Annotated in this window: 15 protein-coding genes; 6 read left to right on the top strand and 9 right to left on the bottom strand. The window is 45.2% G+C overall.

Annotated elements, in window-relative coordinates; genetic code table 11:
• Positions 1–41 precede the first annotated feature (41 nt).
• Together K7R10_RS08300 and K7R10_RS08295 are read right to left on the bottom strand one after the other, a co-directional pair.
• Positions 42–2315, bottom strand: coding sequence for an inorganic phosphate transporter (locus K7R10_RS08300; RefSeq protein ID WP_224484217.1), 2274 nt, complete (start codon positions 2313–2315; stop codon positions 42–44).
• A 54-nt stretch (positions 2316–2369) separates the two neighbouring features.
• Positions 2370–3569 (bottom strand): porin, encoded by a 1200-nt coding sequence (locus tag K7R10_RS08295; RefSeq protein ID WP_224484216.1) that lies wholly within the window; start codon positions 3567–3569, stop codon positions 2370–2372.
• A 353-nt stretch (positions 3570–3922) separates the two neighbouring features.
• Between K7R10_RS08295 and K7R10_RS08290 the strand changes: the two genes are divergently transcribed.
• Positions 3923–5266 (top strand): deoxyguanosinetriphosphate triphosphohydrolase, encoded by a 1344-nt coding sequence (locus K7R10_RS08290; protein ID WP_224484215.1) that lies wholly within the window; start codon positions 3923–3925, stop codon positions 5264–5266.
• On the opposite strand, the gene K7R10_RS08285 is transcribed toward K7R10_RS08290, so the two are convergent.
• Together K7R10_RS08285 and K7R10_RS08280 are read right to left on the bottom strand one after the other, a co-directional pair.
• Positions 5263–6285, bottom strand: a complete 1023-nt coding sequence (locus K7R10_RS08285; RefSeq protein ID WP_224484214.1) for a DUF3078 domain-containing protein — start codon at positions 6283–6285, stop codon at positions 5263–5265. The two genes, K7R10_RS08290 and K7R10_RS08285, sit on opposite strands and share 4 nt — an antisense overlap.
• A gap of 38 nt (positions 6286–6323) precedes the next feature.
• Positions 6324–8102: a 1-deoxy-D-xylulose-5-phosphate synthase gene (locus K7R10_RS08280; RefSeq protein WP_224484213.1), complete on the bottom strand. Its 1779-nt coding sequence runs from the start codon at positions 8100–8102 to the stop codon at positions 6324–6326.
• Positions 8103–8188: 86 nt separating this feature from the next.
• On the opposite strand from K7R10_RS08280, the gene K7R10_RS08275 reads away from it, so the two are divergent.
• Positions 8189–8638: a nucleoside deaminase gene (locus tag K7R10_RS08275; protein ID WP_224484212.1), complete on the top strand. Its 450-nt coding sequence runs from the start codon at positions 8189–8191 to the stop codon at positions 8636–8638.
• 54 nt (positions 8639–8692) lie between these two features.
• Here K7R10_RS08275 and K7R10_RS08270 read toward each other — a convergent pair whose 3' ends face one another.
• From K7R10_RS08270 to aspS, 4 genes are all read right to left on the bottom strand, one after another.
• Positions 8693–8887: a cold-shock protein gene (locus K7R10_RS08270; RefSeq protein WP_224484211.1), complete on the bottom strand. Its 195-nt coding sequence runs from the start codon at positions 8885–8887 to the stop codon at positions 8693–8695.
• Positions 8888–8990: 103 nt separating this feature from the next.
• On the bottom strand, positions 8991–9236 hold the full coding sequence (locus K7R10_RS08265; RefSeq protein WP_224484210.1) for a hypothetical protein: 246 nt from the start codon (positions 9234–9236) through the stop codon (positions 8991–8993).
• A 3-nt stretch (positions 9237–9239) separates the two neighbouring features.
• A complete protein-coding gene (locus tag K7R10_RS08260; protein WP_224484209.1) occupies positions 9240–11036 on the bottom strand; it encodes a chloride channel protein in 1797 nt (598 codons plus the stop codon).
• Between the two features lie 81 nt (positions 11037–11117).
• Complete coding sequence (aspS, locus tag K7R10_RS08255) at positions 11118–12881, bottom strand: aspartate--tRNA ligase (protein WP_224484208.1); 1764 nt, start codon at positions 12879–12881, stop codon at positions 11118–11120.
• 319 nt (positions 12882–13200) lie between these two features.
• Between aspS and K7R10_RS08250 the strand changes: the two genes are divergently transcribed.
• The 4 genes from K7R10_RS08250 (at position 13201) to nadD (ending at position 15741) form a co-directional block, all read left to right on the top strand.
• Entirely contained in the window at positions 13201–13560 is a 360-nt protein-coding gene (locus tag K7R10_RS08250) for a toxin-antitoxin system YwqK family antitoxin (protein WP_224484207.1), read from the top strand.
• 101 nt (positions 13561–13661) lie between these two features.
• Entirely contained in the window at positions 13662–14534 is an 873-nt protein-coding gene (locus K7R10_RS08245; protein ID WP_224484206.1) for a YicC/YloC family endoribonuclease, read from the top strand.
• 5 nt (positions 14535–14539) lie between these two features.
• Entirely contained in the window at positions 14540–15157 is a 618-nt protein-coding gene (gene gmk / locus K7R10_RS08240; protein ID WP_224484205.1) for a guanylate kinase, read from the top strand.
• A complete protein-coding gene (gene nadD / locus K7R10_RS08235; protein WP_224484204.1) occupies positions 15154–15741 on the top strand; it encodes a nicotinate (nicotinamide) nucleotide adenylyltransferase in 588 nt (195 codons plus the stop codon). Before gmk ends, nadD begins: the two co-directional genes overlap by 4 nt.
• Before the next feature lie 22 nt (positions 15742–15763).
• On the opposite strand, the gene lysM is transcribed toward nadD, so the two are convergent.
• The gene (lysM, locus tag K7R10_RS08230; RefSeq protein WP_224484203.1) at positions 15764–16252 is read right to left on the bottom strand and encodes a peptidoglycan-binding protein LysM; all 489 of its coding nucleotides are present in this window, start codon (positions 16250–16252) and stop codon (positions 15764–15766) included.
• Positions 16253–16346 lie beyond the last annotated feature (94 nt).

Raw genomic sequence — 16346 nt, 5'->3', positions numbered from 1 at the left:
CGTACAAAATAAAAAAAAGCGCCGAATGGCGCTTTTTATATTTAGTTGGATTCTGATACGATCTCCGGTGCAGGAATACTGCTGTCGTGTTCTCTGTAATAGAGTTCCATCAGGTTCATGACCGCTACGACAAAGTCTTTACTTTCCATCAACAGGCTGAAATACAGCGATGTGTTTTTGGGGCTGGACTCTTCAGAACGGGTTCTTGTAATTTGCTTTTGGATCTTCTCTGATAGTCTTTCAAGCAGCAATTGTTTACTGTGAAGAATTTCATCGATATTATCCAGATCGCGGTTCTTAAAGGTTTCATTAATGCGATCCAGCAGTTTCTCGATCTCTTCCTGAACTTCGAGCAAGTCACGGGTCTGATTAAATTTCAGTTTCTTGTGATTGTTGTTCACATGTTTGTAGCTCGCCTTGCCGATGTATTCAAGTGATTGTGCCATATCCTGAAGATAGCCCAGGGCTGTGATATAAAAATCACTCGCGCCTACACTTGATTCATCGAGGTTTTTGATAAAGTAGAAGATGTTATCGCGCAGTTCTTCAACCTCAGAAGTAAGCTTATCATTTCCTTTCTTACTCTTTTTGAGTTGTTTCAGATCTTCCTTGGCCAGACCGGTAATAGCATCTCTGAAGATTTTTCTGCTGCGGTTAGCCACGGCGCTGATATTATCGGCACTCTCGTGTATCACTCCCTGAATAGAGCTGCTTTCAGATCTTTTGATTCGGTCTTCTTCTTTGGTCTCCTGTGAACGTTTTTTGTAGGTGATGTAGTTTCTCACTAAAAGAACGATGGCAAAGAAGATAAGAACTGCTATAGCAGCCGGTCCGCCCAGGTATATGATATACGCCATCAGGGCAGCTGCGAAAAAGGCTGAGATAGCGGTAAAGAACCATCCGCCGATCACATTAAATACTCCGGCAACACGGTAAACGGCGCTCTCACGGCCCCAGGCACGGTCTGCCAGCGATGTTCCCATGGCCACCATAAAGGTTACATAGGTGGTAGACAAAGGTAGCTTCATTGAAGTAGCAATAGAGATAAGAACACCTGCGATCATCAGGTTTACCGAAGCCCTGATCTGGTCGAATACCGGTGCGTCGTGTTTCGCAATGGCAGGGTTGTTCTGCGGCTTTTCAAACCTCGAATTGATCTTTTGCTGGGTGCTTTTAGGCAGGATCATATCCAGGCCTTCGCTGAAACGGGTCGAAGCACGCACCACTGTGCGGGAAAGCAGGTTGGGTTGAAACTTCTCCTGCCCTTCATCTTGTCTTGCCAGTCCGAGTTCGGTTTCTGTAACCGTACGGGCTTTCTTTGAGAACCAAAGGGTAAGTACCATCACACCACCTGCTATGAAAAGCAGCATGGGCTCGGTAGGTACCTTCTTGGCAAGGGCTCCCATCGAATAGGCCTCAGCTGCCACTCCCGAGGCACTCCATGCTTCAAATGAGTGGTAGGCGGCCATAGGTACCCCTATAAAGTTTACCAGGTCATTTCCGGCGAATGCCAGGGCTAGACCGAAGGTTCCAACGGTGATTACCAGCGCCAGAATGTTCTTTTTAAAGACGTTTGAATAAAGAAAAGAGAACAGGGTCCATACAACCATACTTCCGGCGATGATCAGTAATTCATTCCCGGTTAGCAGACCCTTAAGATCATCATAGTAGGGAGTTCCCTTCATACCCTTCATAAAGATGAAGTAGGTAATCGCAGTCAGTGCCAGTCCACCAAAGATGGCTCCGAAGTTTTTCATCTTGCGCTCATAGTGAAACGAGAATACGAGTCGCGAGAGATATTGTACCAGGGCTCCTATTGAAAAGGCGATCACCACTGAAAGCAGGATTCCTGAAATGATCATCAGCGCCTTACTGGAATTGATGTAATTTGCCAGGTCTGCGATGGTTTCAGTTTCCGATGCAGATATCTTGATCAGGGCCATGGCCACCGCGGCACCAAGCAATTCGAATACAATCGACACCGTTGTAGAGGTAGGCATCCCTAGGGTGTTAAAGAAATCCAGAAGCAGGATGTCGGTGATCATCACCGCCATAAAAATGATCATGATCTCATTGAACATGAATTGCTCGGGTACAAAGATACCCTTACGGGCCACTTCCATCATTCCGCTAGAAAATACCGCACCCAGAAAGATTCCCAAACTGGCCACGATCATGATGGTTCTGAAGGAAATAGCCTTGGAACCGATCGCTGAATTTAAAAAGTTAACCGCGTCATTACTCACACCAACCACAAGGTCTGCTATTGCCAGAACGGCCAGTGCTACGATCATCAGTAAATAAATGTTTTCCATAATAGAAATGTACTAATTGTTAATGTTTCCGCTCAGGCCGGGAAACAAGGCCTTTTAGAAATGAATGTCCATTTGCAGTCGCCACATAAGGCGATTTTGTGCATTGGCCAGATCGATATAGGTCACGTCACTCTGAACTTTTAATTTGTGACCTACGATGTATTTTGAAACACCAAAGGTATATTGGTCTTCTTTCCCCACACCTGTAATCTGCTCGTCGATATCGGTAGTGGTATATCTTCCGGTTAGCTCCCAGTTGTTCTTAAAGAGATAACCAGACATCAGGTTCAACCCATGACCCACCTGAACGATGTCTCCCGTTGGGGTCCCGTCACTGTTTCGTGCGACAGGAGCATCTGCGTCTCTGTTGGCAAACTCACCCATTAGCGAAAAACCTCGGTATTTGAACATGAGGTCTACGAAAATGGTGGAGATATCGGTTTCATAAAAGCCGAAATCGGTTGCCATGAATCTTCCCTGGTTACTTCGGGTTTTCACAGCATTTTGGTTGTAATCGTAGGTGGCCGCCAGTAAAAGTTTAGGGCTTTCTTCACGTATGAGGTCGCTCCCCAAATAATCATTCTTTCCCTTGAAAAGACCCAAAGGCAACACCTCGATCCTGCCTGTGTACTGATGACCTCCCAGATTTCCGGTTGTGATATTACGACCTTCACCTTGAGAAAAAGCGGCAATCTCGCGTATGACAAAATCGTCGTTAAGGTTGATATGGTGTCTTAACTGCAGACCCATGTCACGGTCAATATTAAATCGGGCATTCAAAAGAGAGCGGTCAACCAATTGCATATTACCTGAAGAGATCACTCGCTCAATGTTGCCGGGAAGTTTGGTCTGTCCGGCCCAGAGCACAAAATTTTCATAGAAATTCCACTTGATAACCGCGTCCAGTATATACCTTGGCGCGTTATTGGTGAATGGCGAGGCTCCGCCAATATCTCGGTTGGAAAGACCCAACTCGAGCTTATATTTCAGTTTCGGACTAAAAGCGTAACCGTCAAACTTTAAACGGGCACGACGAACCAGAAAATTGGTGGTGGGATTGGTGAAGTTGCCATCGTCCTCGGTCCAGTTAGTCATCCCGAGAAACTGCATACGTGTTGCGAACTTCATGGTCCAGGTACTGTCTTTCCCGGTGATCTTTAATAGTCCCTTACCAAATTTAGGGGCTTCAACAGTTTGTGCAGGGGCTGTCCACAATGCCAGGAATAGCACTGTGACCATACATACATATTTCATGGTAATCATTAGTTTTTGTCGGCGGCAAAGAACCAAACCTTATGTTAATTTAAGGTTAAGTGAAGATTACGATATAAATATTAAATCGTCAGCTGATTAGGGGATTACAAATGAAAAGGCCACTCAGGTGAGTGGCCTCAAACATTTCAAAAATTGGTCGACAAAAACTAATGTGGTTGAAATATTTGTTTTGTCTGAATAGACGAAGACAAAAATGATGCTTTAGCGTTATTCTGAGGTAAACCTAAAATTAAATTAGTATTAAGTAATGTTGATAAAAACACGGGAACTTATCGAATACTGGCCGAGAAATAAAGCGATCTCTTTTATCTTGCGGCTTAAAACCACTACAGATGAAATGGGAAGAACTGCTTTCGCTTAAACGATACGGTGATACACATAAAAGACTGCGAAGGGAACAGGATGAGACCCGTCTTGGCTTCGAGGTCGACTATGATCGCATCATATTTTCCTCAGCTTTCAGAAGCCTGCAGGATAAAACGCAGGTGATTCCTCTTTCTAAGACCGATTTTGTACATACACGGTTAACCCACAGTCTTGAGGTCTCGGTAGTCGGGAGAAGCCTGGGCCGTATGGTCGGAAAAAAACTGTTGACTAAATATCCTTACCTCAAAGAGGTGCATGGTTACAGGTTTAACGATTTTGGTGCCATCGTAGCCGCCGCTGCCCTGGCACATGATATAGGGAATCCGCCTTTCGGTCATAGCGGTGAAAAGGCTATTGGGAATTTCTTTAAAAACGGTGTGGGGAAGCAGTACCGCAAGGTACTGTCTGATAAAGAGTACCAGGACCTGGTCGATTTTGAAGGTAATGCCAATGGTTTCAGGATACTCACTCAGAGTCGAAAAGGTATCGATGGCGGGATACGGTTGAGTTATGCAACCCTGGGTGCCTTTATGAAATATCCTAAGGAGTCGCTGCCGAAAAAGCCAAGTAATCGTATAGCCGATAAAAAGTTCGGTTTCTTTCAGTCTGAAAAGGAAAAGTTCAGTGACGTAGCACAAAGTCTGGGGCTGGTTGCGACCGGAACAGGAGAAAGTATTTCGTTCAGCAGGCATCCTTTGGCTTTCCTGGTGGAAGCGGCAGATGATATCTGTTACACCATCATTGATTTTGAAGATGGGATCAATCTGGGGCTGATCGACGAAGACTACGCTCTGGAATACCTGATCAAACTGGTTCGGAAAAAGATCAACACCCAAAAGTACAGTGCGCTTGATACCCGTGAAGACAGGTTAGGGTACCTGAGAGCCCTGGCTATAAGTGCACTTATAGAAGATGCCTGCCGGGTATTTATTGAAAACGAAGAAGCGATTCTGGAAGGGAATTTTCATCAGTCACTTATGGATCATTCGGCTTATAAGGCACAGGTTTCTGATATTATCAAAATCAGTGTGGAACGAATTTACCAGAGCGATGAAGTAGTTCAAAAAGAGATCGCCGGATTTCGCATACTGAAAACCCTTCTGGAAACCTTTACTGAAGCTGCCATGCACCGATTTACAGGAAATGCCGACCACTATCATAAACTCGTTCTGAAGCTCATACCTGAACATTATTATACCGGAGATAATGAATACGATGTATTGTTGGGGGTTTCACAGTATGTGGCAGGACTGACCGATGGTAATGCGTTGAACCTGTTCAACCGGATCAACGGAAGTGCACTGATCTAAAAATCATAAACCACGCCGATACCCAGCAATTGTTTGAACTGAATACGGGCGCCGTATTTAGAAGTCTCTCCGTTGGCATTGGTCACTTCGACGAATTTCACATCGTCATCGTAAATCACGTGAAAGCCAAAGGTGGCTTTAACCAGTTCGTTCACCCTGAACTCCAGATCAACGATCCAGTTTACATCGATATTCCCAAAATTGTTCAGGTAATCGGTGTATAGATTGATACGGTTCGAAAGATAGATGTTTTCCAGAATCTTGGTTTGATACGAATTGGTGAGCAGGAAACCGATCTCTGTATACACCCGCTGCCCGTCTTCGATCTTCATTCCGAAGCCATTAAAGCGGGCAGGCCTGACTCCGAAAGCCCCCTGGTCTGCCAGGCGCTGGTCTAATACAAATGTTGACTTTTGGGTTACCGGAGATACATAAAGGTTGAAGTCTTTGTCTTCAGGAGAATATTCTGCTCCGATACCCAGGAATAAATAGCCAGGAGCCATAAAGGTTGAGATAGGTGTTTCGGTGTCGGGATACCTGAAACCGTTTGAGAACTGGGTGTTGAAATTTAATTTTCCTGAAAAATACCAGTCTGAAAGCTGATCCATTTTATATCCCATGGTCGAGTTTACCGATATTTCATCATCGGTTTTTCGAATGGATTGTCCTTCCTGCGCATTGACCCCGTATTTCAGGATCATTTCATTGTTCCACTGAACGTTTCTGAACTTGTAATTGCGTAAAAACAGGGCATTGGCCCTTGCTGAGATAGCGTTGTTACCACCGGCATTCCAGTTGACAAAGGCTATCTCGTTCACGTCGAGTCCGATCCTGTTCTTTTCTGTCCAGCGCGGTGGAGGGGGTTGATATTCCCTGATCAGCCGGTTTAAGTTAATGGTATCTCTTTTGATTACCAGTGCCGTATCAGGGATACGTGGCGGTCTCAGGATCTCATTGTCATTCTGGGCATGTAAAGTAAAGGTCAGGAGTAAAATTACCAGCGCTATACCGTACTTCATCTGAGTTTATTAAGCTGCAAAGGTGTAAAAAAAATGCTTTATGAAAAAGGCTTTCTCAATACTTGTGCCAGTGATTCGGGGTCCAGCCCGGTATTTTTTTGTAATTCATGTGTACTTCCATGGTCTATAAACCGATCGGGTATTCCGATCATTCTGATGGGTACGCGATATCCATTCTCTTGTGCAAACTCTGCCAGTGCACTACCCATACCACCTTTTATAACTCCGTCTTCAACCGTGATAACACCCTGGTGATTTCCGAATACCTCATGCAGCAATTCTTTGTCGAGAGGTTTCAGAAAACGAAGATCGTAATGAGCAAAACGATCGGGGTTCTCCTGTATTCTTATGGCCCTTGATACGTTGTCGGCTATGGTCCCGATGCTTACGACAGCATAGGTGTCGCCTTGCTGGAGGCATTCACCTTTCCCTATTCTGATAGGTGAAAAAGGCTTTTCCCAGGTCGATATCTGTCCGCGACCACGGGGATAGCGAATCGCAATGGGTCCTTTCAGGCTTCCGCTTTGGGCGGTAAAGATCATGTTGCGCAGTTCAATGAGGTCTCTCGGGGCACAGATGATCAGGTTCGGTATGGGACGAAGAAAGGCCAGGTCAAAAACTCCGTGATGTGTGGCCCCGTCATTTCCTACCAGCCCCGCCCTGTCGAGACAGAGTACAACGGGAAGTTGCTGAAGGGCGACATCATGTATCACCTGGTCATAGGCACGTTGCAGAAATGTGGAATAGATGGCGCAAAAAGGTATCATTCCTCTGGTGGCGAGACCTGCTGCGAGGGTTACGGCATGCTGTTCGGCGATACCTACATCAAAAGCCCTTTCGGGAAAGGCTTCCATCATATATTTCAGGGAACTGCCTGTTGGCATGGCCGGGGTAATTCCAACGATCTTTGGGTTGCTTCTGGCGAGTTCAAGAAGCGTAAGCCCGAAAACATCCTGGAATTTAGGCGGGTGTTTGGAATTTTCATCCCTGATAAGGTCTCCGGTTCTTTTGTCGAACTTTCCGGGGGCATGATAGCGCACCTGGTCTAATTCTGCACTTTTTAATCCTTTTCCCTTGGTGGTGACCACATGCAGAAATCGCGGACCCTTCTTGTCTTTGAGACGTTTTAATTCTTTAATAAGCCCACTCATATCATGCCCGTCTATGGGGCCTGTGTAATCAAAGTTGAGGGCTTTTATGATATTGCTCTGGGAAAAAGACCGGTCTTTTTTAACCCGGGTGAGATAATTTTTAAGGGCTCCCACACTGGGGTCGATCCCTATGGCATTGTCATTAAGTATGATCAGCAGGTTAGCATCGCTTACCCCCGCATGGTTGAGCGCTTCAAAGGCCATTCCGCTGGCAATCGAGGCGTCACCGATTACTGCGATATGGTTACGTTCGGTATCACCTTGCAGTTTTGAAGCCAGGGCCATTCCGAGAGCTGCAGAGACTGAGGTGGAACTGTGACCGGTACCAAAGCTGTCATAAATGCTTTCGCTTCTTTTTGGAAAACCGCTTATACCACCCGCCTGGCGGTTGGTATGAAAGATATCACGACGGCCGGTGATGATCTTGTGTCCGTATGCCTGGTGGCCCACATCCCATACCAGCTGATCGTCGGGGGTGTTGAAGACATAGTGAAGGGCAAGGGTGAGTTCTACCACGCCCAGACTGGCTCCCAGGTGCCCTTCTTTAGTGGAAACGATATCGATTATGAACTCCCTGAGTTCTGTGGCTACTAACGCTAACTGATCTTCACCAAGAGTTCTTAGATCTTCCGGGTCATTGATTCTGGTGAGAAATGATGTGTCCATACGGTAAAGCAATAGGTCTTCTGCTGAACAGAAGACAGAGGTCAAAGATAACAAGTTCGCATATTATAAATTGTATTTTTGCAGATATGATAGAACCATTCGACGACACATACTTTATGAAAAAGGCGCTTCAGGAAGCTGAGGCGGCTTTTGAAAAGAACGAAATACCCGTAGGGGCCCTTATCGTGGCAGAGAATCGTATCATTGCCCGGGCTCATAATCTTACCGAGATGCTTCATGATGTTACGGCACATGCCGAAATGCAGGCGATTACAGCGGCGGCTAATTATCTCGGAGGGAAATACCTGAAGGGCTGTACCCTGTATGTAACCCTGGAGCCCTGCCAGATGTGTGCCGGGGCCTTGTATTGGAGTCAGATCGATCGTATTGTTTTTGCTGCCAGGGATGAACAGCGCGGTTTTCTCACTATGGGAGGGAAGCTTCACCCAAAGACAACGGTGAGTTCAGGGATACTGGAGGCTGAGGCTGCGGTTCTTCTCAAGCGGTTTTTTATTGAGAAACGCAATTTGAACTAATAAAAAATGCCTCCGGATGGAGGCATTTTCTTACTACAAAATAAAACATATGTTTTAGCCGATAACCTGCACTTGTGCGGCTACCATACCTTTTCTTCCTTCTTCCTCGACATATTCTACTTTGTCTCCTTGGTTCAATTCAACTCCGTCTAGAGATGTTGCGTGTACGAAGATATCTCTTCCGGTGTCATCGTTGGTAATGAATCCATAACCTTTAGATTCATTGAAAAATTTAACTGTACCAGTCATAAAAAAAATAAATAAAATAAATAATTAATTAAAGGCCCAAATGTAGGGTTTTAATTTTCTATACAAATAGTTTTTAGATGAAATTTTATTAAAACCTCCTGATTTACTGATTTTTATTTTTTTTCTCGTTCATCCTGTCGAGGTTTTCTTTGGTAAAGGTGTAGTCTTTTAATTGTTTCCCTTTCGATCGGTGAAATATGAAAAGAGGCATTAATAAAAACGAGAAAGCGAGTACGGCTATTCCGATGATACGGTCACCGGTAAGGTGATCTTCCCGGAACTTGAAATAGTACCCCACACAACCGGCCACTACGATGCTGATAAATAGTATTTTGAGGAAGATTTTCATGATCTACTGTGTAAAATTAATCAATTTTCTGCGGTAAGCTGTGAGTAGCTTGGATTTTGAAATGAAGCCGTGATATTGATTGTCTTTGGTAACGGGAAGGTTCCATGCGCCGCTGTCCTGGAATTTTTTCATCACCCGGGTCATCTTGTCTTTATCGAGTTTGACAACAGCAGGCGGGTTGTTCATAAGTTGGGCAGCGGTGAGCTCATCATATAGTTTTTGATCAAACATGATCGGTCGGATGTCGTCGAGTAAAATAATACCCTCGAGATATTTGGTATTTCTGTTCAGCACCGGAAAGATATTCCGTTTTGAACGGGTTACCGCTTCTGTCAGGATCTCTCCAAGGGTCATGTCGGGATAAACGGGCACGAAATTGGTCTCTATCACACTGTTAATGTCCATAAGAGTAAGTACGGCATGGTCTTTATCGTGAGTGATAAGTTCTCCTTTTCTTCCCAGTTCCATAGCATAAACCGAATGCGGAATAAAATAACGTGTCAGGGTATAAGAGGTGGCGGCTGTGATCATCAGGGGGATGAACAGGTCATATCCACCGGTCACCTCAGCGATCAGGAAGATGGCTGTAAGCGGGGCGTGCAGTACCCCGGCCATGAGCCCGGCCATTCCCACCAGGGTATAGCTGCTTTCGGAAACCGAGATTCCCGGTGCTCCCAGGTTATTGAGTATCTTGGCGGCACAATTGCCCAGGATGCTTCCCATGAACAGGGTGGGAGCGAAGATCCCTCCCACACCTCCGGCACCAAAGGTCAGGGTAGTCGCAAAGATCTTAAAGATGACCAGACCGAACAGCAGGGCGATGACCACCCACACATTATCCAGATCCAGATCGAAAAAATTGTTCTCCAGGGCCACCTCAGGAGTTCCTTGTACCAGGTTGTTGATCACATCAAAACCCTCTCCATATAAAGGAGGGATAAAAAACAACAGGATTCCGATACCCAGTCCTCCTATAGCTATACGTTTGCCGGGGGAGCCGATTTTTTCGAAGACCGAACTCATTTCTTCATACACCCGGGCGAAATAGATGGAAGCGAAACCTGAGATGATTCCCAGAAGCAGATACAGAGGCAGGTCAGCGATCATGAATTTTTCATCGATCTTAAAAGGAAGAAGGATATCACTTCCGAAGAAAAAATACGAAGTGATCACTCCGGAGAGTGATGCAAAGACCAGGGGGATCATGGATGCCAGTGTAAGATCAAGGCTGAATACTTCCACCGCGAAGATAATGGCTGCGATAGGTGCCTTGAAGATCGACGCCATGGCACCGGCTGCTGCACAACCGATCATCAGGGTACGGGTGGCCTGGTTGAAATGAAACAATCGGGAAAGATTGGAACTGATTGCGGCACCTGTGGCCACTGTGGGTCCCTCAAGTCCGACAGACCCTCCGAAACCGACCGTAACAGGTGCTGTTAGCAGGGAACCGAACATCTGGAATCTTCGCATAACTCCTTTCCGTTTTGAAATGGCAAAGAGCGTCGAGGGAATCCCGTGATTTACCCTATGGCGAATCACGTATCTGATGATCAGGTAGACAAGGGCAAAACCGATAACCGGAGATACAAAATACAAGGCGTGGTGGTAATCCTGAATGAGGCCATCTTCCAGGAAGAGCTGGATAAAGTGAGTCAGGTTTTTTAGAATGACCGCCGCGATACCCGATGTAAAACCTACCAGGATACTGCTGAGATAGATAAAGTTCTGTTCAGAAATATGTTTATACTTCCATATCAGGAATCGTCTCAGGAAAGATTTACCGCTCGAAGTAGCCATATGATACCGGTGTGGCTTTTGCTGATCTTAAAGATAGATAATTCCCGATCCCCGTGAAAACGGAGATCGGGATGGGTTTTATTATGCTTCGGGCTGTGGCTGCTTGATCTCTAATTGCAGTTCTTCCAGTTGCTCGTTGTCAATTCTGGCAGGGGCATCGATCATCACGTCTCTTCCGGCATTGTTTTTCGGGAATGCGATGAAGTCTCTGATTGTTTCCTGTCCGCCAAGAATAGCTACCAGACGATCGAAACCGAAAGCGATACCTCCATGAGGAGGAGCTCCATATTGGAAGGCATTCATCAGAAAGCCGAATTGTTCTTCTGCTTCTTCTTTGCTGAAGCCCAAATGCCTGAACATGGTTGCCTGCAGATCTTTATCGAAAATTCTGATGGAACCACCGCCGATCTCGTTTCCGTTCAATACCAGGTCATAGGCATTGGCCCGAACTTTACCCGGGTCGCTTTCAAGCAGCGGGATATCTTCTTTTTTAGGCGAGGTGAATGGGTGATGCATAGCATGGTAGCGTCCGCTTTCCTCATCAAATTCCAAAAGCGGGAAATCAACCACCCAAAGTGGAGCGAACTCATCGGCCTTTCTCAAGCCGAGTTGCTCGGCGAGCTCCATTCTCAGTGCACTGAGCTGAGTGCGTACTTTGTGGGTTTCTCCTGAAAGCACACAGATAAGGTCACCCGGTTTTGCTCCGGTGGCTTCAGCCCATGCTGCAAGGTCTTCCTGGTCATAAAACTTATCTACAGACGATTTAAAACTACCGTCTTCATTACATTTTACATAGACCATTCCCATGGCACCTATCTGAGGTCGCTTTACCCAGTTGATGAGAGCATCGATCTCTTTTCTCGTATAGGAAGCGGCACCGGGAACGGCGATACCTACAACCAGTTCAGCTTCGTTAAAAACCTTAAAGTCTTTATTTTGGGCAACGGCATTAAGTTCTCCGAATTCCATTCCGAAGCGTATGTCCGGCTTGTCATTTCCATATTTCTTCATGGCCTCATCATAGGTCATGCGTGGAAAACTGTCAACATCTACATTTTTGATCTCCTTCAGCAAAAAGCGGGTCAGTCCTTCAAAAGTGCTGAGAATGTCTTCCTGGTCTACGAAGGCCATCTCACAGTCGATCTGTGTGAATTCAGGCTGACGATCAGCTCTGAGGTCTTCATCTCTGAAACATTTTACGATCTGGAAGTACTTATCCATACCTCCCACCATTAACAGCTGTTTGAAGGTTTGGGGTGATTGTGGCAGGGCATAGAATTCACCGGGATTCATGCGGGAAGGAACCACAAAATCACGGGCACCTTCGGGAGTCGACTTGATCAGGTAAGGGGTTTCCACCTCAATAAAACCATGTTCAGAAAGATAGTTGCGAACAGCTATAGATACCTTATGCCTGAAGATCAGGTTGTTTTTCACCCGGTTACGTCTAATATCCAGGTAGCGGTACTTCATGCGCAGATCTTCCCCTCCGTCGGTATTTTCTTCTATGGTAAAAGGAGGAGTTTTGGCACTGTTTAATACCTGAAGATCCTCTACGAGTATCTCGATCGCTCCTGTGGCCATCAGATCATTCTTGGCTTCTCTTTCGATCACCTTCCCTTTCACCTGTACCACGTATTCACGGCCCAGTTCCTTGGCGCGGGTAAATACCTCGGCAGGCGTTCTTTCTTCATCGAATATAAGCTGGGTCAGACCATAGCGGTCCCGTAAATCAACCCAAACCATAAATCCTTTATCTCGAACCTTTTGAACCCATCCCGAGAGGGTAACTTCACTATCTATATCTGTGGCTCTTAACTCGCCGCAAGTATGACTTCTGTACATATGATGCAGTTTCAATTTTCAGGGGGCAAAGTTAAGAAGAACTGCCGATTCTGCCGCTATGTATTTCTTTTGATTACCGGCTTTGGGTTTGATGAATTGCAGATCGTAAGGTGCAGACTGTATACTTTATACAAATAAAGGGGTGAAACCGGTTTTTAGCGTGGTTTTCCGGGGTGAAAACAATATTAATACATTAGATATCAGGATTTTAACCTCCAATGTTAATTTAATGTTATGTCAACGTTGCCTGAAAGTAAATTATTAAGTATATTTGTTATGTTAAGATTATGATGAAGTAACTTTTAAAAACAGCAAACTCATGAAAAATTTCATTTTTACCCTTGCCCTTTTGTTCTCTGCTGTTGTTGTAGCTCAGGAAAACAAAATAGAACCTCAGTACGAGGTACTGGAAAATAACGTAATAAAAGCCACCTATTTTCACGATAACGGTATTATCGCCCAAACAGGTTTTTACCTGAACGGGAAAGTACATGGTGAATGGAAAGCCTTTAATAAGGAAGGCGATAAAATCGCTATGGGAGAGTACCAGCAGGGTGAAAAAACCGGTAAGTGGTTATTCTGGTGTGGAGAAGAGCTTAAGGAGGTAAATTATCTTGATAGCCGGGTAGCCAGTGTAACTACCTGGGACAACGCTAACTCAATTGTAATACGAGATTAATAACTTCCTCCATATATTCAAGAACCCCGTTTTTTAACGGGGTTTTTTGTTTTAGGCAGCAAACATCATTTTCGTATTTTTGCAGGAATAATTCTTCGAACATGATACAATCCATGACCGGATTTGGCAAAAGCGTTATTCAGCTTCCGGCCAAAAAGATCACCATAGAGATCAAATCACTTAATAGCAAGAACCTTGATATCAATGCGAGGATTCCTTCCAACTACAGAGAGAAGGAATTGGAATTGCGCAACCTGATTGCCAATAATCTTCAGCGGGGTAAGGTTGATTTTTCGCTGTATGTCGAGATCACCGGTGACGAGGCACCCACCTCTGTGAATCCCGGTGTGGTGCGAAATTACATGCAGCAGTTAAGCCATGTTATCGGAGATACCGGTAGCGAGAGCGACAGATTGGAATTGCTTAAAATGGCGATCAGAATGCCCGATGCTCTCAAAAGCGAAAAGGAAGAGATCGATGAAAGTGAATTTCAGACCATAGAGAAGGCTTTGCAGGAGGCTCTTGAAAATATCAATGAATTCCGTTCACAGGAAGGTGCCAGTCTCGAGGCAGATTTTGTTAAGCGTATCAAAAGCATTATGACCGGCCTGGAGGAGGTTGAGAAGATCGACCCTGATCGTACCGCTGCGGTACGGGAGCGACTGGAAAAGGCTCTGGCTGAGGTAAAAGAAGAGGTAGACGAGAACCGTTTCGAACAAGAACTTATCTATTATCTAGAAAAATTTGATATCACAGAGGAAAAGGTCAGACTGGCCAACCATTTGAAATATTTTCTGGAAACCATGGAGTCAAAGGAGTCGAACGGCAAGAAACTCGGCTTTATCAGCCAGGAGATCGGTCGGGAGATCAACACCATTGGTTCTAAAGCCAATTATGCCCCCATGCAGCAGTTGGTGGTTCAAATGAAAGACGATCTCGAGAAGATCAAGGAACAAATACTCAATGTGCTTTAGTATTTATGGAAGATAACACAAACGGCGCTGATAAAAACACCAAAGAGGGAAAGCTCATCATTTTTTCTGCTCCTTCAGGAAGTGGGAAAACCACGATCGTAAAACATTTGCTTGAACACCCGGAACTGGGGCTGGAATTTTCCATTTCAGCTACGTCACGCGAGCCCAGAGGTGACGAAAAAGACGGAGTGAATTATTACTTTATTTCTTTAAGAGAATTTAAAGACCATATAAAAAGCGGGGATTTCCTGGAGTGGGAAGAGGTCTACCGTGATAATTTCTACGGAACCCTGAAAAGCGAGGTGGAACGTATCTGGGCACAGGGCAAGCACGTGATCTTTGATATCGATGTGGCCGGGGGTCTGAGAATAAAGAAGAAATTTCCCGACCGGACACTCGCCGTATTTGTGAAGCCGCCAAGTGTTGATGAACTAAAACGGCGTCTGAAGAAACGAAGTACTGAGAGCGAAGACCGGATCAACATGAGAATTGCCAAGGCTTCGGTAGAGCTGGCTACGGCTCCGCAATTTGATACCATTATCAAAAATTATGATCTGGACACAGCTAAAAAGGAGGCCTATGATCTTGTGGCAGACTTCCTGAAAACCGGTACCGGTCAATGAAGCGAATCGGCTTATACTTTGGCACCTTTAATCCGATACACATCGGACATCTGATCATTGCCAATCACTTTGCAGAATACAGTGATCTGGAGGAGGTGTGGCTGGTGGTAACCCCCCATAATCCGCATAAAAAAAAGAAGACCCTGTTAGACGACCGGCATCGGTATGAAATGGTGTACAGGGCCACAGAATCCTTCCCTAAACTTCGTCCCAGCGATATAGAATTCGGTTTGGATCAACCCAATTATACAGTTAATACTCTGGCGTATCTGAAAGAAAAATACCCTGAGTATCAATTTTCCCTGATCATGGGTGAAGACAATCTGAGAAGTCTGAGCAAATGGAGGAACTTTGAATATATACTGGAGCACCACCCCATATATGTCTATCCGCGTAATGCCGGGGAGATGCCTGATAGCGAGATACCCGAATCGCAAGCCGGTATTACCATTGTAAATGCTCCACAGATGGAGATTTCATCAACTTTTATCAGAAAGGCGATCGGTGAAGGAAAAGAAGTCAGACCCTTACTGCCTGAAAGTGTATGGGAGTATATCGATCATAATAATTTTTACCGTTCGTAATATAAAACCCTTACTGTTCTGTTCAATCTTCGGAAGGTATGCGCAACACCTGTCCCGGGTAAATCTTATTCGGATCTTTAAGCATGGGCTTGTTCGCTTCGAAGATCAGGTTGTATTTCATGGCATCACCATAATATTCCTTTGCGATCTTACTTAGGCTGTCTCCTGATATGACATTATAGAAATTCGATTCCGGTTGCGAATTCCCGCTAACCTGCAGGCGATCATCAACCACCGCTATACCCTTATGGTTACCGATGACCAGTACGACTTTTTCACGGGTTTTATGGTCGGCGGTTTTGCCTTCGACCCTGGCCGTATCGCCTTCGATGCTGATCTCAAAATCATCTACTTCGAGTTTCAGGTCGGCGATGGTTTCCTTTAAGCGTTTGGCAGCTTTTTTATTTTCAGGGCTTTTAGATTGCTTCTCTTTATTTTGTTCGGCATCTTCATTGTTCCCGGTGCTGAATAGTTTTGCTCCTGAATCTGTGATGAATGTGATGAGTCCCATATAATTGTTTTTATTTTACCGAAGGGGGTACGCGCTAAAATACTCAAATTCAGTCAGATGCTAAAAAAAGGTCAAGCTGTGTTTCGAATATTAT

Source organism: Robertkochia aurantiaca (genome assembly GCF_020166495.1).
Taxonomy (GTDB): domain Bacteria; phylum Bacteroidota; class Bacteroidia; order Flavobacteriales; family Flavobacteriaceae; genus Robertkochia; species Robertkochia aurantiaca.
The sequence above is the reverse complement of the archived record's forward strand: the minus strand, read 5'-3'. Positions and strand labels throughout refer to the sequence as shown.

Bases quoted from the DNA above. Each gene is read 5' to 3' on its own strand.
- K7R10_RS08290 (WP_224484215.1), top strand. From the start codon at position 3,923: ATGAAATGGGAAGAACTGCTTTCGCTTAAACGATACGGTGATACACAT.
- K7R10_RS08250 (WP_224484207.1), top strand. From the start codon at position 13,201: ATGAAAAATTTCATTTTTACCCTTGCCCTTTTGTTCTCTGCTGTTGTT.
- K7R10_RS08300 (WP_224484217.1), bottom strand. From the start codon at position 2,315: ATGGAAAACATTTATTTACTGATGATCGTAGCACTGGCCGTTCTGGCA.
- K7R10_RS08245 (WP_224484206.1), top strand. From the start codon at position 13,662: ATGATACAATCCATGACCGGATTTGGCAAAAGCGTTATTCAGCTTCCG.
- K7R10_RS08270 (WP_224484211.1), bottom strand. From the start codon at position 8,887: ATGACTGGTACAGTTAAATTTTTCAATGAATCTAAAGGTTATGGATTC.
- K7R10_RS08265 (WP_224484210.1), bottom strand. From the start codon at position 9,236: ATGAAAATCTTCCTCAAAATACTATTTATCAGCATCGTAGTGGCCGGT.
- K7R10_RS08280 (WP_224484213.1), bottom strand. From the start codon at position 8,102: ATGGACACATCATTTCTCACCAGAATCAATGACCCGGAAGATCTAAGA.
- aspS (WP_224484208.1), bottom strand. From the start codon at position 12,881: ATGTACAGAAGTCATACTTGCGGCGAGTTAAGAGCCACAGATATAGAT.
- K7R10_RS08275 (WP_224484212.1), top strand. From the start codon at position 8,189: ATGATAGAACCATTCGACGACACATACTTTATGAAAAAGGCGCTTCAG.
- lysM (WP_224484203.1), bottom strand. From the start codon at position 16,252: ATGGGACTCATCACATTCATCACAGATTCAGGAGCAAAACTATTCAGC.
- K7R10_RS08295 (WP_224484216.1), bottom strand. From the start codon at position 3,569: ATGAAATATGTATGTATGGTCACAGTGCTATTCCTGGCATTGTGGACA.
- nadD (WP_224484204.1), top strand. From the start codon at position 15,154: ATGAAGCGAATCGGCTTATACTTTGGCACCTTTAATCCGATACACATC.
- gmk (WP_224484205.1), top strand. From the start codon at position 14,540: ATGGAAGATAACACAAACGGCGCTGATAAAAACACCAAAGAGGGAAAG.
- K7R10_RS08260 (WP_224484209.1), bottom strand. From the start codon at position 11,036: ATGGCTACTTCGAGCGGTAAATCTTTCCTGAGACGATTCCTGATATGG.
- K7R10_RS08285 (WP_224484214.1), bottom strand. From the start codon at position 6,285: ATGAAGTACGGTATAGCGCTGGTAATTTTACTCCTGACCTTTACTTTA.